We start from the raw sequence: 23974 nt of genomic DNA, 5'->3' as shown, positions 1-23974 counted from the left end.
GTGCCTCTTGCTGTGCTTTTAGGTCTGAACTTTGCTGGATTGGGCAATTAAATCCAACAGAGCTTCTGCTGCAGGGCTGCGATAACGCTCCTTATGCCGCAAGCCATAAAAGAAGCGTGTGCCCAACGCTTGGGGCACGGCATGCAACGTGCCCGCCTGTACGGCGGGTGCAATGACGAGCGCAGAAAGAGCACCAATACCAGCCCCTGCCTCAATGGCAGTGCGCACACTCTCGTTAGAAGGCAACACAAGCGTTACATCCAGTTCTGCCGGGTCTATGCCGTGTTGGCGCAAAGCGTATTCCAGTGTGGTGCGGGTGCCAGAACCCGGTTCACGCATGACCCATTTGGCAGATCGAAGCCACGTGGCATCTATAGTGTCAGGCACATGCGCATCGACTTGCACAATGCTCAGGCTATCTGTTGCAACGGGCCATTGCGCCAAGGCGGGATCACCCACCAGCCCTTCCACAATACCCAAATCAACTTCACCGTTTTTAACACGATGTGCTGCTTCTTCTGTGTTGCTTCTGTGTTGCTGATGGCAATATCCATAACAATTTGCGGATATTGCCGGTGGAATTTTACCAAAAGCGCTGGCAGCCAATAGGCAGCTATAGTCTGGCTGGCAACAACGCGTAATGTGCCTTGCTTTAGCCCGCTAAAAGCTTCCAGCATATTTTCGGCCGTTTCTGCCTGCGCCAGAACTGCACGTGCTTCTGGTAAAAACAGACGGCCTGCTTCTGTGAGGCAAATACCACGCCCAACACGGTGAAACAGCTTGACCCCATGCTGTTCTTCCAGCGTGGCAATGGCGGCAGATACGGCGGATTGCGTAACATGCAGGGCCTTGCTGGCCGCAGTAACGTGCTCGCGCTCTGCAACCGCAATAAAAAAGCGAAGCTGTTCTAGTGTCATGCCTGATTTCATACTTCAATCAATCACAATTTTCGATTGGAATGAATAGAATAATGAGTTGGAGTGATGAAATGGCTTTCCCTTATTTTTTGCGCAGAAAGGGAAATTGCCATGTTCACCACATCTCAGGCGCAGCCATTATTCAAACAGCGTATATTGGACGTTATCAGCCATAATCTCCCTGGTGTTTTATTGTGTTTGGGTATTACGGGCATTGCTTACCTTTGCCAGCAGGTTGAAGGATTTTTATTTGGGAAAATCTGGCTGGAAATGCTCAATCTGGCGCTTATTGCCGGCGTTGTGGTGCGGGCTATGCATAAGCCAGATCATCTGTGGCAGCCGGGTATCAGAACATGCTCCAAAACGCTTTTGAACATCGGGATTGTGCTGCTTGGGGCTTCTTTTAGTATTGATGCCGCATTTGCTGCCGGGCCATGGCTTTTGGTTGGCGTTATGGGGCTGGTGGCATTTAGCCTGATATTTACCAGCTGCATTGGCCGCCTGGTGGGGTTACCTTTACCCCAAACTCTACTGGTAGCTTGCGGAAACTCCATCTGCGGCAATTCGGCCATTATGGCGGCAGCCCCCACCATTCATGCCAAAGATGAAGATATTGGCGCAACTATTGCCTTTACGGCAGCAGGTGGCCTCATACTGGTTGTGGGGTTGCCACTTGTAGCGCCCTTTCTGCCCCTAGATAGCCGCACCGGTGGCGCCCTTGCCGGGCTAACGGTTTATGCCGTGCCCCAGGTTGCAGCTGCGGCCTCGGCTTTTGGCGGTAATGCAGGCCATATTGGTATGCTGGTGAAGCTGATGCGTGTGTTGATGTTGGGGCCAGTGTGTATTGTCCTTTCCATACTTCATGCACGTTTCAACCGTGGAAAAGTGCAGCATACGCATCGTGCTCCGCAGATGGTGCCGTGGTACATTGTTGGCTTTATTGTCATGATGATTGTGCGTTCCGTGAACGTTATTCCGCATGAACTCATTGCGTCGTTAAGCTTTACAGCCAATTTTTTAACCATTCTGGCCATGGCTGCGTTGGGCTTGTGCATAGACATACGTTCGGTTTTTCGGGCGGGCCGTCCACTGCTTCTGACGGAAGGGTTTTCTCTACTCGGGCTGATTTGTGCCAGTATGTTACTGCTTAAAGTCATGTTCTAGAACAGCCATCAGCATCGGGAGCCCATATTGCATAATCTAGACTTCAGTTCATGGCACAGCTTCCTGTTCACCATGATTGGGCTCTCGCTCATTACCTTGATTGGTGTGGGCATCAGACTGTTGATGATGGTGCTCATCCAGCAGCGGCGAGAGCGTATGAACCGCCAGATCAATGAACGTTTGCGCACATTGATTGCAGCCTACCGCACATTGGGTGGCTCTTTTACCGGAGATCTGGCGGTAGACCCGCGGCATAAGCGAGATTTCCGTGTTATGGCGGACACGGATGCCACAACAACCACTTCCATATTGGAAGATGCCAATGCATCAGACCGGGCACGGCGTATTCGTGATGCTGTAGAGGCAGCTTTATCCGACATCATTCTTCTGGGTACGGAAGAGCATGTGCGTTTAGCAGAACATGCTGCGCGTGAACTGGTAGCAGGCCAGCGGGTGCATACGCATGATCTGGTTGTATCCTTGCGTAATTTTGTAAGGCAGGCGCTGGATCTTGCCCCTATTCCATCTGATCTGAGTATTCCCACACAAGGCCCAACCCGCGTGCAGGCTTCTGGCGGCAAAGGGAAAGATGGTGGAGCAGAAAAAGCCGGTGGCGGCGGGGGTGGTAATGGTGGCGGTATGCAGGGCGGTGGCGATATGGCCATAACCGGCAGCCACACCGCAGATAATCAGGACTCAATCACCCCTTCGGGGCATTAAATACTGCCAAGCCGGATGACGTAATGTCTAAATTATAAAGGATGCAGAAGTTTCCCTCTGCATCCTTGTTGTAAGTTAGTTTCCGATTTTGATTAAACGGGACGCACGGCTGAGTGCGATAATCGGGAAGAGTTGGCGGTAAAGATCATAACGCAGCATAAAGGCGCGTGAGAGCTCGGCCCCCTGCATCAGACGCTTTGAAATGGCAGGGTCATCCAGCTTGATGGTCTGGCCTACACCGTAACCGGGGAAGCCCGTACCGGTAAACTCCTCTTCATTCCAGCTTCCGTCTTCTTCCTGCAAATTAATCAGGTAGCGGCAGCCTTTGGCTATGGCCTTATAATCCTGCGGACGGTTGGCTGCTATCAGCCCCATAAGAGCCCAAGCCGTTTGGGATGGCGTGGTGGTGCCGTGGCCGATGGAAGATACCTCCATATAGGATGCACAGCTTTCACCCCAACCGCCATTTTCCTGCTGACAGTTAATGAGCCAATCACACGCCTTGGAAATGTAAGGCTGTGTCATATCCTCACCCAATGCCGCCAGAGCAGGCAGAACAGCCCCGGTGCCATACAGGTAATTTACACCCCAGCGGCCAAACCAGGGCCCTGTTGGGTCTTGCTCCTTACGAATGTAAGCCAGCCCACGCTGGATACAGGGCAGATCACGCGGCAAGCCCAACAGGCCAAAAGCTTCCAGAACGTGCGCCGTAACGTCTACCGATGGCGGATCCAGCGCTTCCCCAAAATCGCAGAACGGGATTTTGGCAAGAATGCTCTTGTTGTTGTCCTTATCAAAAGCGCCCCAGCCACCGCAGGAACTTTGCATGGCAACCAGCCACCGCACGCCACGGCCAATGGCTTCTTCTACGCCTTTGGCTTGCCATTCAGGCCGGTTGCGGCAGGATGCCAGAGCAATCAGCGCAACGGCGGTATCATCTGTATCGGGGTATCTGTCATTGGCGTATTCAAACGCCCAGCCACCGGGTTCTGTATTGGGGAGTTTAACAGACCAATCCCCCTTCACACGCACTTGGCGAGAAAGCAGCCAATCCAGAGCCTTATCCATTTCTGGTGTAAAGCGTTCTTCGGCATTGGCATCATGCAGCGCCATGAGAGACAGCATGGTATCCCATACCGGGCTGTTTGTGGCCTGAATCCAGCTGGCATCCCCTTTATCATGCCGCCAACCCGGATCATTCAGTGCATCCAGCGCCTTTGCCATAACGGGATGGTGGAATTGATAGCCCTCACCATGCAGGGCCATCAGCCCGTACACCCATGGCGGCTGAATACCACCCCAGCCACCATCTGCGTCCTGATGCCAGATAATCCATTCCAGCACGTATTTAATGGCCGCTTCCCGCGAAGGAGCGCGTTTAAGAAAAGAAGACTGCAGCCAATGCAGGCCTTTATCTGCCAGACGGAAGAAGTCCGCAATAACATCCCTGCCCTCTTTGGTGGGCAGTTCGTAATCAAAATTTGCCCGCCCTTCAGGGAAAAGAGCATCCAGCCGATCTTGCGGGCGCAGCGGGCGTGATGGACGACGCGCAGACAAAATTGCCAGCGGCATCATGGTGGCGCGGGCCCACTGCGCAAAGTTGTAAATGGAAAAAACAAAATTATCGGGGAACCAGATAATTTCTGGCGGAAGGTTCGGTGTTTTCTCCCACGGCCATTCCCCAATCAGGGCCAACCAGTAGCGGGTGAAAACACGCACATTCTTCAGGCCACCTTTGCTGATAATCCATGCAGCAGCTTTGCTAACGGCCGGGTCATCTTCTGCATAACCCAAAGATCTGAGAGCTGCATAAGATTCCACAGTCGCGTTGATATCACCACAGCCAGCACCATAATATGTGCCCCAAGAGCCATCGGGCCGCTGCATTTCAAGCAAAGCCTTGCCCAGACGTGGGCGCAGAGGGTGATCTTCCAGCCCCAGAAACCACAAGGCCAAGCACCATTCAGCTTCCATGGAGGCATTGGACCCAACAGAACCCACCCAATGGCCATCGGGCTTTTGCTGCTTCATCAACCATTCACAGGCGGAAGACAGCGTGTGTGTCAGGCTGTTCCCCATTGCTTTCAGGGCTGACAGATCTGCCGGAACCTGTGGAGCAGGTTTTTGACGCACAATATCCGAGGTTCCAGACTGAATAAGGGTGTTAACGTTTGTTCCCTGTGTGTCTGAACCGGAACGCAAAATCTTCTTTAATGAAAAACGGCTTGCCATATTCATTGTGTCATACCTGCGCGAAATATCATGAAAGACTCATTGGTTCCTGTTTTAAAGATCACGGTGTTTCTGCTTGGGGCGTAATAAGCCGCAGGCAATCTGTAAACACTGAATCCCATCCAGACTGATCCATAGCGATAAAGCCGAAGCTTCTGAGAAGGAAAGCCCCTTCGGCTGCAAAAATTGCCGTACGTGCCTGCCGCGCATCTTCTGCGGTGACGTTACAATCCCCAAACCATCCGGCGTACCATTCCCGTATCCGGTTAAGGTATTTGGGGGATTGCAGCAGGGTAATCAGCATACCCACCATTCTGGCTTGTGTGGCGGCATCTATCTGGCGGCATGCCAGAACATAGGCACGCGCCCGCTCTGCCAAAGATGCCTTGGGCCCCGCATGTTTTTCTATTTCCAGATCAAAAGCCGCTATCCAGCGATCAATCATGGCGGTAATCAGGTCATCCTTGTTGCCAAAGCAATATTGCAGGCCACCTTTGGTAATTCCTGCGGCTTTGGCTACGGCATCAAGCGTTAAAGCGGTGGCGCCGCCTTTCTGAACAAGCAGTTCCGCGCTGTCCAGAACGCTCTCCCGATCAATGGTTCTGCGGCGGCCCATGCACCGTCCTCTATTATTTCAATCCGTCCGGATGGAATTAAAATGAGAGCGATGATTGTGCAACCATATTATTGGAATACACGGATGCATTTTTAGAATGGCAGAAAGCAGCCCGACACAAGTAAGAAAATACCCATAAGCCCATAATAATAAAAAATAAATTCCGATTTTTACGACCTTAGTGCATCTTCAATAAGGGCATTGAGTGTCATCTTCTCACCTTCTCGCATCAGCAAGGCTTCCAGAAGCCCGTCTATGGCCAATACAGCCAAGCCATGCACTTTGGCCCACAAGGCTGCGCGCGCACCAGCACGCGTATGGGCAGAATGCTGACCTTTCAGTTCTCCCACCAATTGTGTGAGCATGGCAGATGTTTTGGCTGCAGCGGCATCCAGATGCGGGTTTTTCCTATCAATTACATCGCTGCGGAACATAAGTGTAAACAGGCCGGGGTGCTGCATGGCAAATTGCACATAGGCTACACCCACAGCATATGGCCCTTTATCAAGCAGCGGCGTAAGCGTTGCGGCCAGTTCCTCATACCCTATGGTTGCCAGTGCGCTGAGCAGACCTGTTAAGTTTCCAAAGTGCGGAATTGCTGCGGTTTGTGAAACACCCGTATGGCGCGTAATGGCCCGCAACCCCAGCGCAGCAATGCCCTGCTCCTCCAGAATAGTGCGCGCGGAACGCAACAGAGCGGCACGCAAGTCTCCATGATGATAGGCTTTTTTAGGCTGAACAGGCTGGCCCATTACATATTTTCCAGAATATTCACGATGACCATCAGAACACTTGACATTCTATCCCCATGTTCCATTCTTAACATTGTTAAGTTTCAACTTGTCGGGCGGTCAAACACAAGACCAATAGCCTGAGGAAGGATCCCTCTTGCGTTTTCTCCCCTCTGTTTATCATGTTTCTCGTCTGGTTGCTGGTCTTTGCCTTATGGGGGTGAGTTCTGGCGCCATTGCAGCAACAGTATCCCCTTCTGGCACGGCTGGTACGCTTACATCGACGCAATCTTTACCAGAGGCTTTTACGCTGCCAGATGCTGGGCGTTCCCTGCGCATTACGTACCTTTCCACCAATGGCATTACAGGCAAAGGGCTTGTGCCGGTTACGGCAGAGGTGATTTTGCCCGCAGGTAAGCCACCTGCTGGTGGGTGGCCCATTGTTGCCTGGGCACATGGCACGGTAGGCGTTGCAGACCGTTGCGCGCCTTCTAACAACCCGTGGAGCGCACGTAACAAGCGTTATCTTTCTGAATGGATGAAGCGTGGCTTTGCCGTAGTGGGCACGGACTATCAGGGCTTAGCCACTCCCGGCACGCACCCATACCTAAATACGCGTGTGGAAGCCTATAGCCTGCTGGACGGCGTGAAGGCAGCTTTGGCCTCGGTGCCGGATTTGCAGAACAAGATCATGATTGTCGGGCAGTCTCAAGGTGGTGGGGCCGCTTTTGCTTCGGCTGCTTTTGCTCCAACCTATGCGCCAGAACTGAATATTCGGGGCACGGTGGCCACGGGGGCGCCTTATATTACACCAGAACTGCTCAAGCAGATGGCAACAGCGCCGGACAATGCGCCATATAACCCCGTTATTGTTTATGCGCTTTATCTGGCACAGGGCCTTTCTGGCTATGATACAGGCTTTAAGCCGGAAAGCGTTTTTACGGCCAAAGCCATGCCAGCCTACCGTGCTGCAGCTAATTTGTGTGTGTATGAGCTGACAGATAAGGTGAAGGAAGATGGCCTGAATTTCAGCAACTCCCTTAAGCCCGATTTTGCAAAAAATCTGGCTCCGGCTTTACAGGCAATGCAATACCCCACCATGCATCTGGCTCAACCCCTGTTTATTGGCACCGGAGAGCTTGATAAGGATGTGCCTCCGCCGCTTCAGTACGGATTGGTAAAGGCAGCCTGCGCTGCTGGCACAGTTGTGCAGGCGCATGTTTATAAAGGCCTGAACCATGATCAGACGGTAAATGCCTCATTACCAGATTCAGCTTCTTTCACGCAGGCTGTCATGAACGGGCAAGCTGTTACGCCTCAGTGCACCCCCATGCCAGAATAAAATCACCTACACATATTTAGGTTTGATTGCGGGAGGGAAAGCGGCGACTTTACGTTTTTCCTCCCTTGTGCGGGGCATATAACGCCTTCAATATTCACGCATGACAGACACCCCTGCTGCGTACGTTCATCGCATCCATCATTTTTTGCAGTCTCCGGCAGGAGGAGCAACTGCCCTGCTTCTGGCCTCGCTCACGGGGTTTGTGCTGGAAAACTCGGCTTGGTGTGGTGGTTACGAAGCCCTGATTACAACACCCATGCGGCTTTCTATTTTAGGACCGCACACGCCAGATACGCTTGAGGCATGGGTATCTGATGGGTTGATGACGCTTTTTTTCCTGCTGATTATTCTGGAAATCAAGAAAGAGATGGTTTCTGGCCATCTTTCATCCATGCGTCAGATTGCCTTGCCGTTGATTGGCGCATTGGGCGGTATGGCTGTGCCCGCGCTTACCTATCTTTTGGTAACGTACAAGCATGCAGATGCAGTTCATGGGTGGGCCATTCCTGTGGCTACCGATGCGGCATTTACACTGCCTGTTATTATGGCGCTGGGTGCGCGTGTTTCTGCCGGGGCGCGGGCATGGCTTATGGCGCTTGCCATTTTTGATGATGTGTTGGGTATTGTTGTTATTGCCCTGTTTTACGGTTCTGCACTTTACTGGCCTGCACTGGCTGGTGTGCTGTGTGTAACCGTAGCCATGATTGCTGCAAACCGGTTGGGATGCAGATCTTTGTGGGTGTATTCTGCCGGATGTGTGCTGCTGTGGGGTATGCTTTTATCTTCTGGCCTGCATCCAACACTTGCCGGGGTGATTACTGGCCTTTGTCTGCCGGCTCAACCGCGTACAACAGATGCAGAACAGATTACACCGCTTGAAAAAGTATCATCTGCATTAACACCATTCGTGACATGGCTGGTGCTGCCCCTGTTTGGCTTTATGAATGTTGGGGTTTCTCTTGCTGGTGTGCATATGGAGGCACTTCTTGCTCCTGTTCCCTTGGGTATTATGCTGGGGCTGATTATAGGAAAGCCCGTGGGTGTGTTTGGCGCAACCATATTGTCACTCCAACTGCGCATAGCGCCTGCCCCAGCTGCAACATCCATAAAAATGCTTTTCGGGCTTTCCTTGCTGTGCGGCATTGGCTTTACCATCAGTCTGTTTATTGCTGGTTTGGCCTTTAAGGATGCAGATACAATCGTATCAGCAAAACTGGGGATATTTGCAGGATCTGTTATTGCAGCATTGGCTGGCTGGAGTTGGCTGCGCTGTTTGCCCGTTAAACAACCAAGCCAGCATTCTGCAAACCTTGCGGCTGTAAGTGGCAAATAGCTTGGCATGTTCGTTTGCTTTGTGTCTGCCGCGTTTGTTAAGGGCAGACACAAAGCAGAACGATACGTTTTTTAACCTATACGAATAAGCTTGCGGTTAATGAATTCCTCAATCCCGAGGAAAGAAAGCTCCCGCCCAAAGCCAGAATTTTTAATGCCACCAAATGGTAGTTCGGGTGCGGCAGCAGTGGCTGTGTTAATAAACATCATGCCGGTTTCAACCTGCTCGGCCACCTTTTCTGCCCGTCCGATATCGCGTGAAAATACGGAACCACCAAGGCCGTAGGGTGAGTCATTCGCCAGATCAACGGCTTCCTGCTCAGATGCCACCTTATGAACAACCGCAACCGGGCCAAAGATTTCCTGATAAAAAACAGGGTTATCTTTTTTCACATTGGTCAGAATTGTGGGTTCCATAAAAAACCCTTTACGGTTTATCCGCTTGCCCCCAGCAACCAATGTTGCGCCGGCTTTTACGGCTTCATCAATCTGTTCCAGCACCAGATCCAAAGCGCGTTGGCTGCTCATGGGGCCATGTGTTGTGCCTTCTGCCAGTGGGTCCCCAATATGGAATTGGGTGATGGCCTTTTTCAGCCCATCCAAAAACGCATCATAAATTTTTTCATGCACAATCATGCGTTTGGCAGCGGTGCATACTTGCCCATTATTGGCAAAGCGGCCCCATGTAGCCCATTTGACGGCAAGTTCCAGATCGGCATCATCCAGCACAATAAAGGCATCACTGCCACCCAGTTCCATTGTGTCCTTCTTGAGTGCTGCACCTGCTTCTGCCGCTACGGTCTGCCCTGCCCGCTCACTACCAGTAAGTGCCACACCACGAATACGCACATCCTTGATCAACTCGGCAGATTGATCATTGCTTAGGAAAATATTGGTATAAACGCCTGCTGGCGCTCCGGCATCATGAAACAGTTTTTCAAACGCCAAGGCACATTGCGGCACGTTAGGGGCATGCTTGGCTATTACCACATTGCCCGCCATCAGGTTGGGGCCGGCTACCCGTGCCAGTTGGTAATAGGGAAAGTTCCAAGGCTCGATGCAATAAATAACACCGAGGGGCTGATTGATTATTTTTGCGCTGCCATCTTTCACCTTAAGCGGTGTGGGAGCCAGAAACTCCTCTGCCCCATTGGCGTAGAAGGAAAGAATATCTGCCGTGATATCAATTTCTTCCAACGCATCTGGCAGCGCTTTGCCCATTTCCGTGGCAATCAGGCGCGCATGGGCCTGCCGATCCTTACGCAGCAGATCAGCCGCCTTTGACATGATGACTTTACGCTCGACAATGCTGCGCTTTTTCCAATCTGTGCGCCAGATATGGTCTGCCTTGTCTATAATCTGGCGCATCTGTTCTGGGGTATGCAGCTCAAACGTGCGTTCAACAGCTTCAGTTGTGGGGTTAATTGTCTGATATGTAATCATTTTTTGGCATCCTGATTATAGAAAGGGTAATCGGTGTATCCGTGTGCGCCGCCGCCATACATGGTTGTGGGGTCTATGGCGTTAAGGGGCCATCCGTGCTGCAAACGCGCAGGCAAATCCGGGTTGGCGATGAATTTGCGGCCAAACCCGATCATGTCTGCCCAGCCGTTTTGCAAAACGTGGTCTGCTTTGGCTTTATCGTAACGGCCTGCGCACAAAATACGGCCCGGAAAGATATCTCTTACGGTCGCACGGAATGAATCCGGCATATCTGGCGCGTTATCCCAGTCTGCTTCTGCCAGAGAGAGATACGCAATGCCTGCATCCGCCAAAACACGTACCGCTTGGGTATAGGTTTCTGCCGGATTACTTTCCAACAAGCCAAGATAAACGCGTTCCTCCGCGGTTGTGCTGAACAGTGGAGAAAACCTGACGCCTAGCCTTTCGGGGGAAACCACGGCAGAAACGGCCTCAACCACTTCACGCAGAAACCTCAGACGGTTGGAGAGTGAACCACCATAGGCATCTGTGCGAAAATTGGCGCGTTCAGAAATAAACTGGTTGATGAGATACCCATTGGCAGCGTGAATTTCCACGCCATCAAATCCGGCTTGCAGTGCGTTTCTGGCGGCCTGCGCATAAAGTTCTACCAGTTCATGAATTTCGGGAATGGTTAAAGCGCGCGGAGTATCGGGCGGCACCAATTTTCCGGTGCCTGGGCCGGTTGGGATAAAAACATTCACACCCGTTGCAGCCACAGCAGATGGTGCAATAGGCGGTTGGTGATTGGGCTGCAAAAGATGATGAGAAACACGGCCTACATGCCAAAGCTGTGCAAAAATGGGGCGCTTTTTGGCATGCACTGCATCTGTTACCAGTTTCCAGCCTGCAATCTGTTCAGGAGAGTAAATGCCGGGTGTCCAGGCATAGCCCTGCCCACGCGGTTCAATTTGCGTGCCCTCGGTAATCAGAAAACCTGCCTGTGTGCGCTGGGCATAGTATTCGGCCATAAGCGCATTGGGGATATCGCCCGGTTGGGTGCTGCGGCAGCGCGTGAGAGGCGGCAGAAAGATCCGGTTTTTCAGGGGCAGATCACCCAGTATTATGGGATCAAAAAGAGAAATTGAAGTCATGATCAGCCTTGTTCAGAAGCAGAAATAGTCTCTGGTCTGTTCGTAAACATTGGCCTATTAGGTTTAAGGCGCAAGAACGCACATAAACCGCCTATAGTGTCAGGAATGATACCATGCCTCGTATTCGCCACACCACGCTAACATGCAGCCCCGGCTGCACCGTAGAAGCCACGCTGGAGTTGTTTGGGGGCAAATGGAAGGCGCTTATTCTGTATCATCTGTTTGAAGATGGCGTGCTGCGCTTTAGCGAATTCCGTAGGCGTATGCCAAACGTAACGCAGCGTATGCTGACAAACCAGTTGCGAGAACTGGAAGCCGATGGCCTGATTTCCCGCACGGTTTTTCCAGAAGTGCCACCACGCGTGGAATATGAACTGACCGACTTGGGTAAAACACTCAAGCCGGTCATCCATGCATTAAAGGAATGGGGTGATAAATATGCCCACAGCGTGAGGCAGAAAAAAGAATCAAGTGGCGGGTAAAAGCCCCCTCACCCACGTTCATAAACGCACATGAGGGGGAGTTTCTTTACTTCAATCCAGTTTTTCACGCTGCCAGAAGCGGAGATTGCCGCAGGTTTTTACAAATGTGTTGGCATCGTTTTGACTGCCCAGTTTAATGCAGCCTTTATCAACATCATCTGCCAAACCTGCCTTTTTGAATAATGTGCAGGCTTCTGAAGAATACCCAATATATTTGCAGTGTGTGAAAGCGTCCGTCAGGAAGTCTTTGGCAGCAGGAGTGCTGGCCAGCACTTTTGTGCCTTCCTTGGAAGCCAGAATGGCTACAGCATCGTATAATACCGATGGCCCGCCATCTATTTGCTGCTGCGCAGCTACCTTGGTACCATCTGAAAGTGTAATGCCGCCAATTTTGGGGGCAATGATTTCGTAATTGGCTTTTTCTGCCTGAAGAGCGGCAATGAGCGCAGCAAAAAGGTCTGCATCTACGCCATCTGTCGCCAGAATACCCATTTTACGGCCAGCAAACGCTTTTGGCCCATTTTTAACGATACTGAGGGCATCAGATGGGGGAAGATCAGTGCGTGTAGGTTGCGTTGCCTCAGCGGGTTCGGGCACTACAGGTAAGCCCAGATTATCGGCCACCGTTGTTGCCAGCTCCTCATCAATATGCAGGAGATGAGAGACAACGCGCGAACGGATATCAGGCCGCTCCACCTTGCTCAGTTCAAACGTAATGCCATCTGCAATATGTTTCTGTTCAATAGGCGTCTGGCTGATGTAAAACTGCCGGGCCTGACTGTAGTGGTCTGAAAAACTTTCGGGCCGCAACCGCCGTTTGGGGCCGGTTTCCTCACTTGCAAAACTGCGGAAGCCCTGTTGAGGATTTTCACGCGGGCCACCTGCTGCGCCCCAACTATTTGGCTCGTAATTGGCACGGCCCACGGGGTTGCGCATGGCCATATGCCCATCCTGCTGAAAATGCGCCATGGGGCATTTGGGGGCGTTAATGGGAATATGCGTAAAATTGGGGCTGCCAAGCCGTTTTACCTGCGTATCCAGATATGAGAAATTGCGGCCCTGAAGCAATGGGTCGTTCGAGAAATCAATCCCAGGCGGCACATTCTGGGTGCAAAACGCAACCTGCTCTGTTTCGGCAAAAAAGTTATCAACTACGCGGTCCAGCACCAGGCGGCCTACCGTTCTTACAGGCACTAATTCTTCGGGAATGAGTTTGGTGGGGTCCAGCACATCGAAATCGAATTTTTCAGCAAATTCTTCATCAAAAAGCTGCACGCCAAGTTCCCATTCGGGAAAGTCTCCGCTGGAAATTGCGTTCCAAAGATCTCGCCGATGGAAATCAGGGTCCGCCCCATTGATCTTGACCGCTTCGTTCCAGACAACAGACTGTAAGCCCTGCTTTGGCTTCCAATGAAACTTCACAAAGGTTGAATGGTCATTGCTGTCCAGAAAACGGAATGTATGCACGCCAAATCCTTCCATAAAACGAAAGGATCGCGGGATACCCCGGTCTGACATAACCCACATGATCATATGGAAGCTTTCTGGGGTAAGCGAAATGAAATCCCAGAAGTTGTCATGGGCCGATTGAGCCTGCGGAAAATCACGGTCTGGCGCAGGTTTTACGGAGTGCACCATATCGGGAAACTTGATGGCATCCTGAATGAAGAATACCGGGATATTGTTGCCAACCAGATCCCAGTTGCCTTCCTTGGTGTAGAGTTTAACGGCAAACCCGCGCACATCTCGTGCAACATCAAACGAGCCTTTGGAGCCTGCAACCGTGGAAAACCGCACAAAAGCAGGTGTGCGTTCCCCCACATTCTGGAAAATAGCTGCGCGAGTAACGTCTGCAAGGCTATCTGTCAGCTCAAAATAACCGTGGGCACCATAGCCACGGGCATGCACAACGCGTTCGGGAATACGTTCGTGGTCAAAGTGGAAAATCTTTTCCCGAAAATGGAAATCCTCCATCAATGCCGGGCCGCGGGCACCGTAACGCAACGTGTTCTGATCATCCGCTACGGGAATACCCTGAGCAGAGGTAAGCGTTGCAACATCCCCCCCAGCTTGTTGGTGTGTTTCTCCTCCATTTCCCTGCTGTTCTGTATAACTCGGTTCAAATTTGGTTTTAGCAGCCTTGCCTGACGTATTTTTTTTGACAGCCATGATCTTCTCCTCGCCGTTGTTTTGGCGGGAGCGTCGTCCCTTTACATGTCTTAAAATCGTACGCCTTTAAGGTTTCGTCGCTCCCCGTATTTTAAGTCTTACGTATGGGGGGCAGAATAGTTCCTGTGGTGGATGCCAGCACGCAAGCACAACAGCACAAAACGTGTTATGTTGGGTTTATGGCAATTTCTATCCTTCCCAATATTTCTCTGGCCGATTCCGAATTGGAGGTCACTTATATCTTGGCGTCTGGTCCGGGTGGGCAGAATGTCAACAAGGTTGCCACGGCTGCTCAGTTACGGTTCGATGCAGCGCATTCTGCATCCTTGCCAGATCGGGTGCGGGCGCGTTTGCTGGAATTGGCGGGCAGTCGAGCCACGCGTGATGGCGTTATTGTTATTACGGCACGGCGCTTTCGCACGCAGCAACGCAATCGGGAGGATGCAATAGAACGTCTGGCGGCTCTGATACGTGAGGCTGCGCACCGCCCGGCTTTTCGTGTTGCCACCCGCCCTAGCCGTGCAGCACGGCAGCGGCGCCTACAAGGAAAGGCTCATCGCGCACGTATTAAACAAGGGCGAACAGTGCGGTTTGATGATTGATACCGCCCAATAAGCCCAAGCTGCATGAGCGGCTATTTTCCGTTAAAAATTATTTCTGCTTCTACTTTTTAAGATACATCCCGTTCTGGAACGTTTAATGCATTCCAGCGTTGAATAACGGCTGAATACTTGGCGGTTAGAATAATATTTTATCTGCCGGGTAACTTCATTTTCTTTTTTGCAATCTACCCAAAGTACACGCGAAACACCTGCGACTGCTTCTCTTGGATGGAGAACGAATATGCGCACTCCTTTTGTCAATACTCAGGCCCCTTCCAGTTCCTCCAAAACACAGAAAAAGGTGGAGCAGAAGACGGCTGATGCCAAAGCAGGCGGTAAAAAGCCGGCTCCAGAAAACAACAAAGCGCAAAATGAAGCGGTGAAAAAGCAGACTCTTTTAAAAGAAAAAGCACCGTCTTCTACCTCAAAAACAAGAAAAAGCCTGTTTCGGAAATAGCACATAAAGGCCGCGTTTAACGTGAGTACGGCCCTTATAAGGGAGTTGGTACATGCATACAGAACAACTATCTGATACCGGCCCCAAAAGTGCCAGCCGTTCGTTTTTACGCCGTTTGTTCGGGGGGCATATTCACATCAACATACAGGATGACCTTTTCCCGATAAAAAGCGAAATTTTTGGCATTGAACGTTTGGAAGCGCACGCCAAAAGCTTGGCAGTTGCACAGGCTGTTGTGCCCGCCAAGCATAATCGGCGCGGGCAGCCTCTTAAGCGCAGATTGGCAGAAAATGCGGCCCTGCTGGCTGCGGCGAATGAAACAGTAACCAAGGCTAGCCAAAGAGGGCGACTGCTGCCACCAGCCGCCCAATGGTTGGCAGATAACTATGCCCTTATTGATATGCAAATTAGAGAAACCAGTCTGGATTTGCCGAGTGGTTACTATACGCGCCTGCCCAAGCTTGCGAATGGCCCTTTTATAGGTTTGCCGCGCGTGTTTGGCATTACATGGGCTTTTGTGGCCCATACAGACAGCTATCTTCAGCCCGATTTTCTGCGCCGGTTTCTGCTTGCCTACCAAACGGTTACACCACTTACGATAGGTGAGCTTTGGGCTGTTCCCATTACCTTGCGCATTGTTTTAATAGAAAATCTGCGCCGGATTGTAAGCGCCATTATAGATAGCCATGCCAGCCAACAAGCAGCGGATATTTTGGCTGATCAGCTTGCATCTGCCCGAAAGAGCGATGCGCCCGCATTGTCCGCCATATTATCTCAAATAGATCCACGCATTATTACGCCTGCATTTACGGCGCAGCTTGCTCATCGCTCAAGAGGCATAGATCCAGAAAAAGATCCTGTGCTTATATGGCTGGAGCAGCGTCTGGCAGACAAAAAAACAAATATCGAGCAAGGTATTCAGGAATATTTACAAACACAGGGCGCCTTTAACGCCACCATTAGAAATATTATTACCAGTTTGCGGCATATTGCAGAATCCGACTGGACAGAAACATTTGAACAAGTGTGTTTGGTAGATACGGTATTTGCAGAATACGCAAGTTTTACATGCGCTGATTTTGCCAGCCGAGACCTTTACCGCAAAGCCATTGAAGATTTGGCCTATGGCAGCACTGTTGATGAAATTGATATTGCCAAAAAGGCGGTTTCCTTAGCGCAGGAAGCTGCTTCTTCCAATACGTTTGACCAACGCAAGAATGACCCCGGTTATTATCTGGTAATGGAGGGGCGCTCCATTCTGGAGGCCTCCATCGGTTTTCGCCCAAGCCTTACCAGAAAACTGGCACAAACATTCTGCCAAAGCGGCATTACAGGTTACGCTGTAATTGTTTTTATGCTGGCGCTCATCTTCCTGGTTGGTCCTGTATGGCTTTCCTTTCAGGAAAGAGCATGGTTCCCGTGGGTACTCTTGGTGGCGGTTCTGGCATTTGCCCCCGCATTGGAAGCAGCAGTTGCGTGCATTAACTGGATGGCTTTGCGCCTTACCAAGGTAACGGCATTACCGGGATTGGAGCTTTTAGGCGGCATTCCGGTAAAATTGCGCACAATGGTGGTTATTCCTGCCCTGCTTACCAACGTAAAAACGGTGGAGGAGCTTTTATCCCGGTTGGAAGTCCACTACCTGGCCACACATGATAGCGGTGTGTACTTTGCGCTTTTAACAGACTGGTCTGATCATTCAGAGGCTTCTGCCCCAGAGGATGCGGCACTTTTTCAGTCCGCTGCTGCCGGTATTCATCATCTTAACCAAAAATACGGATCTGTCCCGGATGGTAACAGGTTTCTCCTTCTTCATCGCCACAGGGTTTGGAGCGAGAGTGAAGGCGTATGGATGGGGTGGGAACGCAAGCGGGGCAAGTTGCATGAACTGAATCGACTGTTGCGTGGTGCAACGGATACCACTTTTTTGGCAGAATGCTGCCAGAATATTCCTCAAGCTGTAAAATATATCGTCACGCTGGATGCAGATACACGCCTGCCCCTTGAAACAGTTAAAAAACTGGTGGGTAAACTGGCGCACCCCCTTAATGCGCCACAGTTCAATGCCACAACCGGGCGTGTGCAGCAGGGTTATGCCGTTCTACAACCGCGCGTTACCCCCTCTTTGCCCATTGGGCATCAGAGCACTTTGTTTCAACGCATTTTTTCTGCATCTAGCGGAATAGATGCCTATTCATCTGCCATATCAGATCTTTATCAGGATATGTTTGGAGAGGGATCTTACGCGGGCAAAGGCATTTACGAAATTGATGCGTTTGAAGCAGCCTTGGCCGGGCGTGTGCCAGAAGCAACCCTTTTAAGCCATGATCTGTTTGAGGGTATTTTTGCGCGTGCCGGGTTGGCGTCTGATATTGAGGTGATAGAGGAGTTTCCGACAGATTACTTGGTTGCGGCGCAAAGGCTCCATCGTTGGACGCGGGGAGACTGGCAACTGCTTCCCTGGATTGTTTCAGGCATATTTCGCACTCCTTCCCCGCGCGACAGTTTATCTGGAATTGCGCGCTGGAAAATGGTGGATAATTTGCGCCGCACCTTATGCGCGCCCTTTACTCTGTTGGCTCTGATTATCAGTTGGATTTTGTTGCCAGAAAACGCCGGTATCTGGACGTTGTTTATCCTTCTGATTATGGCTGTGCCTGCTTTTCTGCCAGTTATTCCCGATATTGCCCCACGCCGAGAATGGATCAGTTTTCGCAGCTATTTTAATGTGTTGGGAGCATCCATTTCCAATGCCGTTGTGATGACGGCACTGAACATCACGTTTCTGGTGCATCAGGCCTGTTTGTTAGGTGATGCAATTATACGCACCCTTGGGCGCGTTTTTGTAACACGGCGATATTTGTTGCAATGGGTGCCTGCAGCGCAAACGGCAGATCTTTTGCAATCCGGGCTGCTTCAATATTACCTGAAGATGCTTTCTGCCCCACTTATTGCGGTTATTCTTGTCATACAAGTAACCATGCAGGATGTGGAAAACCTGATTTTTATTGGCCCACTGACTGTTCTGTGGGCGTTTTCTCCCGCTATTGGGTTATGGACAAGCCGGGTAGCTGTTTTAACGGCTCAATCCCGCCCATCTCGCACTGATATTCGCACTTTGCGACTGACAGCCCGCAATACATGGCGCTTTTTTGAGGAGTTTGTCACAGCGGATGATCACATGCTTCCGCCAGACAATTTTCAGGAAGTCCCCTCTCCCGTTGTAGCCAGGCGCACATCTCCCACCAATATAGGGCTTTATCTTTTATGCACTGTCAGCGCCTATGATTTTGGCTGGAATGGCTTGGCGGATACAATAGAACGTCTTGAAAATACATTTAAAACACTAGATGCATTAGAAAAACATAAAGGGCATTTGTATAACTGGTACAGCACGGCTGATTTGGAGCCTCTGGCGCCTTTATATGTTTCTACCGTAGATAGCGGTAATTTTGCTGGCCATCTTGTTGCTTTGGCCCGTGTTTGCCGAGAATGGACTCTCAATTCAGCCCAACCGTCCATGTGGCGTGAGGGAATAGCAGATGCCATTACTTTAGCCATTACAGACCTTACTTTCCGTAATGGTGAACGGTTGCAGAATACAAAGCAGCAAAAAGTTCTTGTTCGGTCACTTGCACGGTTAAAAACATCTGTTCTGAGCGCCTCTGAAATAAAAACCGAGGCCAGTTTGCTTTCATTGCTGAAGCAGGCGCAAACCATAGCAGAACACGCATCCCACCTGTATGCCGAACCCACTGCAGCAGAAGAACAAACTGCCGCAGACCCACTGTTTTGGTGCTTGGCGCCATTAAAGGCGATTGAAAGCCATTTGCGTGATTTGGACCACGCGCAAGGCACAACATTTGAAGCCCGACTGAAAGAGCTGCAAACCAAAGCAACCATGCTTGCATATGGTATGGATTTTGCCTTTTTGCGTGATCCTGCACGCAAGCTTCTATCTATCGGGTTTGTGGTAACCGAAGATACCCCCGATAGTAACTGCTATGATCTGCTGGCTTCTGAATCTCGGTTGGCGGTCTTTTTTGCTATCGCAAAAGGAGACATTCCCGCGCGAGACTGGTTCCGTCTGGGGCGGGCCCTTACCTCGGCAGGCAGTGGAGCCGCACTGGTATCGTGGTCTGGCTCAATGTTTGAATATCTTATGCCTTCTCTGGTTATGCGCGCGCCTATAGGCAGCCTGCTCCAGCAAACCAATGCGCTTATTGTGCAGCGCCAGATTGCTTATGGGCAATCGCACAACATTCCATGGGGTATTTCGGAATCAGCCTATAATGTGCGGGATGTCGATTATACGTATCAATATTCAAACTTTGGCATTCCGGGACTGGGGTTAAAACGTGGCCTTGGGCAGGATAGAGTTGTGGCGCCCTATGCCACCCTGCTGGCCTCTATGGTTGATCCGCAAAAAGCTGTGGCCAATCTCTCTGTTCTGGAAAAAACAGGCGCGCACGGTCGATACGGTTTTTACGAAGCCCTGGATTACACTCCAGAACGCGTGCCGGATGGGCAGAAAATGGCCATTGTGCAGGCTTACATGGCGCATCACCAGGGCATGTCCATTCTTTCCGTTGCAGATGCAGTGCTGGACGGCATCATGAGAAAACGCTTTCATGATGACCCGGTGATAGCCTCGGCCGAATTGCTGTTGCAGGAACGCGCCCCACGCACCGGTGCGGTGGCTCACCCTCTGCCAATAGAAGAATACCCGCTTCCCCGTTCGGAATTGCCGCAAGCTACATCTGGCCGCTATTACGGTACGGATTATACGCCAGTACCTTTTACGCATCTTCTTTCCAATGGCCGTTATACAGTTATGCTCACGGCTGCGGGATCTGGCTACACCATGTGGCAAGGCTTGGCTGTTACGCGGTGGCGGGAAGACCCAACGCTGGATAATTTTGGGTCATATCTCTACCTCAAAAACGTAAAAACCGGGAAAGTCTGGTCTGCTGGCATTCAGCCCTGTGGGGAGGAGCCAGATGATTACGTAAGTGTTTTTCATGAAGATCGTGCAGAATTCACCCGGCGTGATGGTGCCCTCACCACAACGGTTGAGGTTATGGTTTCTGCGGAAGATGATGCTGATGTGCGCTACCTGACCGTTTTTAATGGTGGCTATGAGAATGTTGAAATAGACATTACATCTTATGCAGAACTCGCTTTGCTTGCGCCAGATGCTGATCTTGCGCATCCGGCGTTTACAAAACTGTTTGTAGAAACAGATTATCTACCAGAAGCCAAAGCCCTTATGGCAACCCGGAGGCGCCGCACGCCTGATGAACCGGAAATCTGGGCTGCGCATGTGGCTGTGTGCGCCACATCCATAACGGTAGAAACAAACCGCGCACAGTTTGTTGGCCGTGGCCGCACACTACAATCCCCTGCGGCATTGGCGGGAGAAACAGAATTATCTGGCCAAACAGGAACAGTGCTGGACCCCTGCTTTGCAATGCGCAGCCGTGTCAGCATTAAACCTGGTGCTACAGCGCGGATAACGTTCTGGACAATGGTGGCTTCATCCCGTCAGGAACTCGAACGCCTGATTGAGGTGCATCAGGATGATACAGCGCTGGACCGTGCGCGCACACTGGCCTGGACACAGGCGCAAATCCAGTTTCGGCATTTTGATATTACACCAGCAGAAGCAGATCTGTTCCAGCGTTTGGCAGGCCACATTCTGTTTGCAAATGCCGCCTTACGGGCACCATCCGCAGTTATCATGCAGGGTATGGCCGCCCAGCCAATACTGTGGGAACAAGGTATTTCTGGTGATCTGCCTCTGGTGGTTTTGCGCGTAAAGGATACGCCAGATACGGATATTATCCGGCAGGTTCTGCTGGCCCATGAATACTTGCGGCTTAAGCAGGTTGCTGTCGATCTGGTGCTGATGAATGAACACCCATCTTCTTACCTGCAGGATTTACAGAACACTCTTGAAAACCTTGTTCGCTCCATGCCCAAAACGGCAACCGTGGCTGGCTCTATCAGCATTTTACGGGCTGATCTGATATCCACTCCAGTTAAGAACCTTTTGCTGGCGGCAGCCCGGGTTGTTCTTTCAGCAGATAAGGGTTTGGCAGAACAGCTTGATCAGGCGGATGTGGCCGTGGCTCCAAAATCTGTTTTGTTTCAAACACCGCATGTATTCGCGCCCAGTGCTTTCAAAGTGCCAGATATTCCCGAACTTGAATTTTTTAATGGCCATGGTGGGTTTGCTAAGAATGGCCAGGAATATGTGGTGGTATTGGCATCTGGCCGTACAACGCCTGCCCCATGGATTAACGTGATTGCCAATGATACTGCGGGTTTTCAGGCATCTGCCGAAGGAAGCGGTTATACATGGGCGCTGAACAGCCGTGAACACCAGATAACCCCGTGGTCCAATGACCCTGTCAGCAACCAACCGGGCGAGATTTTTTACCTGCGGGATGAAGATACAAAGGTATTATGGAGCCCCACAGCCACTATTCGCCGCGATATAGAAGCAACCTATGTTTGCCGGCATGGGCGAGGCTATACGCGGTATGATCGTATCGCGCACGGCATAGGCAGCACGCTGTTGCAATATGCGCCAGTAAAAGACCCTATAAAGATTTCGCGCCTTCAGTTGCATAACCTTTCAGGCCATGCCCGCACGCTTTCTCTGACCGGATATGTTGAATGGGTGCTTGGTACGGCGCGCTCCAAAACAGCGCCGTTCATTACAACGCAAATAGATGAAGCCACAGGGGCGCTGTTTGCACGCAACCAATGGAGTGCGGTTTATGGTGGCCGCGTAGCCTTTGCCGATATTGGCGGTTACGTCACTGCCAGTTCAGGAGACCGAACCTCCTTTGTAGGTAGAAATGGTACACTGAATAGCCCTTATGCCCTAACACTGGCAGATACCGTGCAGGGAAGCACCGGTGCTGGGCTTGATCCGTGCGGTGTTTTGCAAACCATAGTTACTTTGCCAGCAGATGGACGGGTGGAAATTGTTTTCCTGCTAGGAGAAGCAGAAAACGAGGGTGAAGCCAGACGAATAATTGCCCATTACCGGACGGTTGATCTGGACACCGTTCTGGATGAGGTCAAACAGCAGTGGAACAGTATTTGTGGGTCTGTTCAGGTTAAAACGCCTGATCGCAGCATGGATATCATGCTCAATGGCTGGCTGTTGTATCAAACACTTTCCAGCCGCGTGCGTGCCCGCGCAGGTTTTTATCAGGCCAGTGGGGCTTATGGGTTCAGAGATCAGTTGCAGGATGGCATGGCCCTTGCGGCCTCCTGCCCCGCTTTGGTGCGGGAGCATCTTGTTCGCGCAGCCTCCCGCCAGTTTGTGGAAGGCGATGTGCAGCATTGGTGGCTGCCGCAAACTGGAGCAGGCGTGCGCACCCATATTTCGGATGATTGCACATGGCTTGGTTACACGGTTGCGCATTACGTAACCACAACAGGTGATCTGGCTGTTCTGGATGAAAATATCGGTTTTCTGGAAGCCCCTCCGCTACCCATAACCGAGCATGACAACTTCATGGTTCCAGCACACTCGGCCGAAAGCGCAACACTTTTTGAGCATTGCGCCCGCGCGCTTGATCGGAGCCTTGCCGTGGGTGTGCATGGCCTTCCCCTTATGGGCACGGGGGACTGGAACGATGGCATGAACCGTGTGGGGGAACAGGGCCGTGGAGAAAGTGTGTGGCTTGGTTGGTTTCTCTACACCACACTGGAGATATTTATCCCTATCGCTCGCGCTCGTAATGAGGATATGCGGGCAGATAAATGGCAACAACACACCCGTAAACTGGCCAAAGCGCTGGAACACACATGGGATGGAGATTGGTACCTGCGGGCCTATTTTGATGACGGCACGCCCCTAGGTTCCCACACCATGCCAGAATGTCAGATAGATGCCATTTCCCAATCATGGTCTGTGCTTTCTGGGGCAGCCATGCCGGAACGGGCCAACCACGCCATGCGCTCTGCCATTCATAGGCTTGTGCGGCAGCAGGATGGGCTCATTCTGGTGCTTACGCCACCATTTGATAAAGCCATGCCAGACCCCGGCTATATTCGTGGGTACCCACCCGGCATACGTGAAAATGGCGGCCAGTACACCCATGCAGCTTTATGGACGGTTATGGCCATAGCGGCCTTGGGTGATGGTAATCTGGCCCAAACGTTGTTTCATATGCTCAACCCCATTACCCATAGCCAGACACAGGAACAAGCGGCCCGTTACAAGCTGGAACCCTACGTTATTGCTGCTGATGTGTATTCCGAAGCCCCGCATGTTGGGCGTGGTGGGTGGTCTTGGTACACCGGTTCTGCCGGTTGGATGCAACGGGTGGGAACCGAGACCATTCTTGGCGTGCGCATTCATGCAGACAAGCTTTTGATAGACCCGTGCATTCCGCAGCATTGGCCAGAATTTGAGGTAACATTGCAATGGAAAACAGCGCGATACAGTATTCTGGTGAAAAACCCGGATCATGTCTGCCGTGGTGTTAGAAAGATCACCGTAGATGGTCTGCAAAGTTACATGATGCATGAAGTGAACATGCAAGATGATGGGCTTTTACATAAAGTAGAAGTGATCCTTGGCTCATGAATATCTGCTAAACATGGAACGAA

The 23974-nt window shown here is 51.4% G+C and carries 14 protein-coding genes and 1 pseudogene; 8 read left to right on the top strand and 7 right to left on the bottom strand.

Annotated elements, in window-relative coordinates; genetic code table 11:
- Nucleotides 1-18: 18 nt before the first annotated feature.
- A pseudogene (locus tag QQM41_RS12600) lies at nt 19-929 on the bottom strand (LysR substrate-binding domain-containing protein).
- 54 nt (nt 930-983) lie between these two features.
- Here QQM41_RS12600 and QQM41_RS12595 point away from each other — a divergent pair.
- Complete coding sequence (locus QQM41_RS12595; RefSeq protein ID WP_339077341.1) at nt 984-2081, top strand: putative sulfate exporter family transporter; 1098 nt, start codon at nt 984-986, stop codon at nt 2079-2081.
- Between the two features lie 27 nt (nt 2082-2108).
- A complete protein-coding gene (locus tag QQM41_RS12590) occupies nt 2109-2801 on the top strand; it encodes a hypothetical protein (protein ID WP_339077340.1) in 693 nt (230 codons plus the stop codon).
- A 75-nt stretch (nt 2802-2876) separates the two neighbouring features.
- On the opposite strand, the gene shc is transcribed toward QQM41_RS12590, so the two are convergent.
- The 3 genes from shc to QQM41_RS12575 all read right to left on the bottom strand — a co-directional run bounded on the left by shc (nt 2877) and on the right by QQM41_RS12575 (nt 6401).
- Entirely contained in the window at nt 2877-5039 is a 2163-nt protein-coding gene (shc, locus tag QQM41_RS12585; RefSeq protein WP_339077339.1) for a squalene--hopene cyclase, read from the bottom strand.
- A gap of 55 nt (nt 5040-5094) precedes the next feature.
- Nucleotides 5095-5649: a TetR/AcrR family transcriptional regulator gene (locus QQM41_RS12580; RefSeq protein WP_003624473.1), complete on the bottom strand. Its 555-nt coding sequence runs from the start codon at nt 5647-5649 to the stop codon at nt 5095-5097.
- Between the two features lie 170 nt (nt 5650-5819).
- Nucleotides 5820-6401, bottom strand: a complete 582-nt coding sequence (locus tag QQM41_RS12575; RefSeq protein WP_050819818.1) for a TetR/AcrR family transcriptional regulator — start codon at nt 6399-6401, stop codon at nt 5820-5822.
- A 136-nt stretch (nt 6402-6537) separates the two neighbouring features.
- Here QQM41_RS12575 and QQM41_RS12570 point away from each other — a divergent pair, with 136 nt between their 5' ends.
- Together QQM41_RS12570 and nhaA are read left to right on the top strand one after the other, a co-directional pair.
- Nucleotides 6538-7722, top strand: coding sequence for a lipase family protein (locus QQM41_RS12570; RefSeq protein ID WP_339077338.1), 1185 nt, complete (start codon nt 6538-6540; stop codon nt 7720-7722).
- Between the two features lie 100 nt (nt 7723-7822).
- Nucleotides 7823-9055, top strand: coding sequence for a Na+/H+ antiporter NhaA (nhaA, locus tag QQM41_RS12565; RefSeq protein ID WP_339077337.1), 1233 nt, complete (start codon nt 7823-7825; stop codon nt 9053-9055).
- Nucleotides 9056-9126: 71 nt separating this feature from the next.
- On the opposite strand, the gene QQM41_RS12560 is transcribed toward nhaA, so the two are convergent.
- Both QQM41_RS12560 and QQM41_RS12555 read right to left on the bottom strand, forming a co-directional pair.
- Nucleotides 9127-10497: an NAD-dependent succinate-semialdehyde dehydrogenase gene (locus QQM41_RS12560; protein ID WP_339077336.1), complete on the bottom strand. Its 1371-nt coding sequence runs from the start codon at nt 10495-10497 to the stop codon at nt 9127-9129.
- A complete protein-coding gene (locus tag QQM41_RS12555) occupies nt 10494-11630 on the bottom strand; it encodes an alkene reductase (RefSeq protein ID WP_339077335.1) in 1137 nt (378 codons plus the stop codon). Before QQM41_RS12555 ends, QQM41_RS12560 begins: the two co-directional genes overlap by 4 nt.
- A 113-nt stretch (nt 11631-11743) precedes the next feature.
- Between QQM41_RS12555 and QQM41_RS12550 the strand changes: the two genes are divergently transcribed.
- Nucleotides 11744-12112, top strand: coding sequence for a helix-turn-helix domain-containing protein (locus tag QQM41_RS12550; RefSeq protein WP_050819823.1), 369 nt, complete (start codon nt 11744-11746; stop codon nt 12110-12112).
- Nucleotides 12113-12163: 51 nt separating this feature from the next.
- Here the strand turns inward: QQM41_RS12550 and QQM41_RS12545 are convergent, their stop codons facing one another.
- A complete protein-coding gene (locus QQM41_RS12545) occupies nt 12164-14281 on the bottom strand; it encodes a catalase (RefSeq protein ID WP_339077334.1) in 2118 nt (705 codons plus the stop codon).
- A gap of 179 nt (nt 14282-14460) precedes the next feature.
- Here QQM41_RS12545 and arfB point away from each other — a divergent pair, with 179 nt between their 5' ends.
- The 3 genes from arfB (at nt 14461) to QQM41_RS12530 (ending at nt 23951) form a co-directional block, all read left to right on the top strand.
- Complete coding sequence (arfB, locus tag QQM41_RS12540) at nt 14461-14883, top strand: alternative ribosome rescue aminoacyl-tRNA hydrolase ArfB (RefSeq protein WP_050820408.1); 423 nt, start codon at nt 14461-14463, stop codon at nt 14881-14883.
- A gap of 241 nt (nt 14884-15124) precedes the next feature.
- The gene (locus tag QQM41_RS12535) at nt 15125-15340 is read left to right on the top strand and encodes a hypothetical protein (RefSeq protein ID WP_339077333.1); all 216 of its coding nucleotides are present in this window, start codon (nt 15125-15127) and stop codon (nt 15338-15340) included.
- Between the two features lie 52 nt (nt 15341-15392).
- A complete protein-coding gene (locus QQM41_RS12530; protein WP_339077332.1) occupies nt 15393-23951 on the top strand; it encodes a GH36-type glycosyl hydrolase domain-containing protein in 8559 nt (2852 codons plus the stop codon).
- The last annotated feature ends 23 nt before the right edge of the window (nt 23952-23974 follow it).

The organism is Acetobacter sp. AC2005 (assembly GCF_037901235.1).
In the GTDB taxonomy this organism is placed as follows: domain Bacteria; phylum Pseudomonadota; class Alphaproteobacteria; order Acetobacterales; family Acetobacteraceae; genus Acetobacter; species Acetobacter oryzoeni.
This window is presented reverse-complemented; position numbering and strand designations above follow the sequence as displayed.

Excerpts from the sequence above, each read along its gene's own strand:
- nhaA (WP_339077337.1), top strand. The coding sequence starts at position 7,823 with ATGACAGACACCCCTGCTGCGTACGTTCATCGCATCCATCATTTTTTG.
- QQM41_RS12535 (WP_339077333.1), top strand. The coding sequence starts at position 15,125 with ATGCGCACTCCTTTTGTCAATACTCAGGCCCCTTCCAGTTCCTCCAAA.
- QQM41_RS12575 (WP_050819818.1), bottom strand. The coding sequence starts at position 6,401 with ATGGGCCAGCCTGTTCAGCCTAAAAAAGCCTATCATCATGGAGACTTG.
- arfB (WP_050820408.1), top strand. The coding sequence starts at position 14,461 with ATGGCAATTTCTATCCTTCCCAATATTTCTCTGGCCGATTCCGAATTG.
- QQM41_RS12595 (WP_339077341.1), top strand. The coding sequence starts at position 984 with ATGAAATGGCTTTCCCTTATTTTTTGCGCAGAAAGGGAAATTGCCATG.
- QQM41_RS12555 (WP_339077335.1), bottom strand. The coding sequence starts at position 11,630 with ATGACTTCAATTTCTCTTTTTGATCCCATAATACTGGGTGATCTGCCC.
- shc (WP_339077339.1), bottom strand. The coding sequence starts at position 5,039 with ATGAATATGGCAAGCCGTTTTTCATTAAAGAAGATTTTGCGTTCCGGT.
- QQM41_RS12545 (WP_339077334.1), bottom strand. The coding sequence starts at position 14,281 with ATGGCTGTCAAAAAAAATACGTCAGGCAAGGCTGCTAAAACCAAATTT.
- QQM41_RS12580 (WP_003624473.1), bottom strand. The coding sequence starts at position 5,649 with ATGGGCCGCCGCAGAACCATTGATCGGGAGAGCGTTCTGGACAGCGCG.
- QQM41_RS12560 (WP_339077336.1), bottom strand. The coding sequence starts at position 10,497 with ATGATTACATATCAGACAATTAACCCCACAACTGAAGCTGTTGAACGC.
- QQM41_RS12550 (WP_050819823.1), top strand. The coding sequence starts at position 11,744 with ATGCCTCGTATTCGCCACACCACGCTAACATGCAGCCCCGGCTGCACC.
- QQM41_RS12530 (WP_339077332.1), top strand. The coding sequence starts at position 15,393 with ATGCATACAGAACAACTATCTGATACCGGCCCCAAAAGTGCCAGCCGT.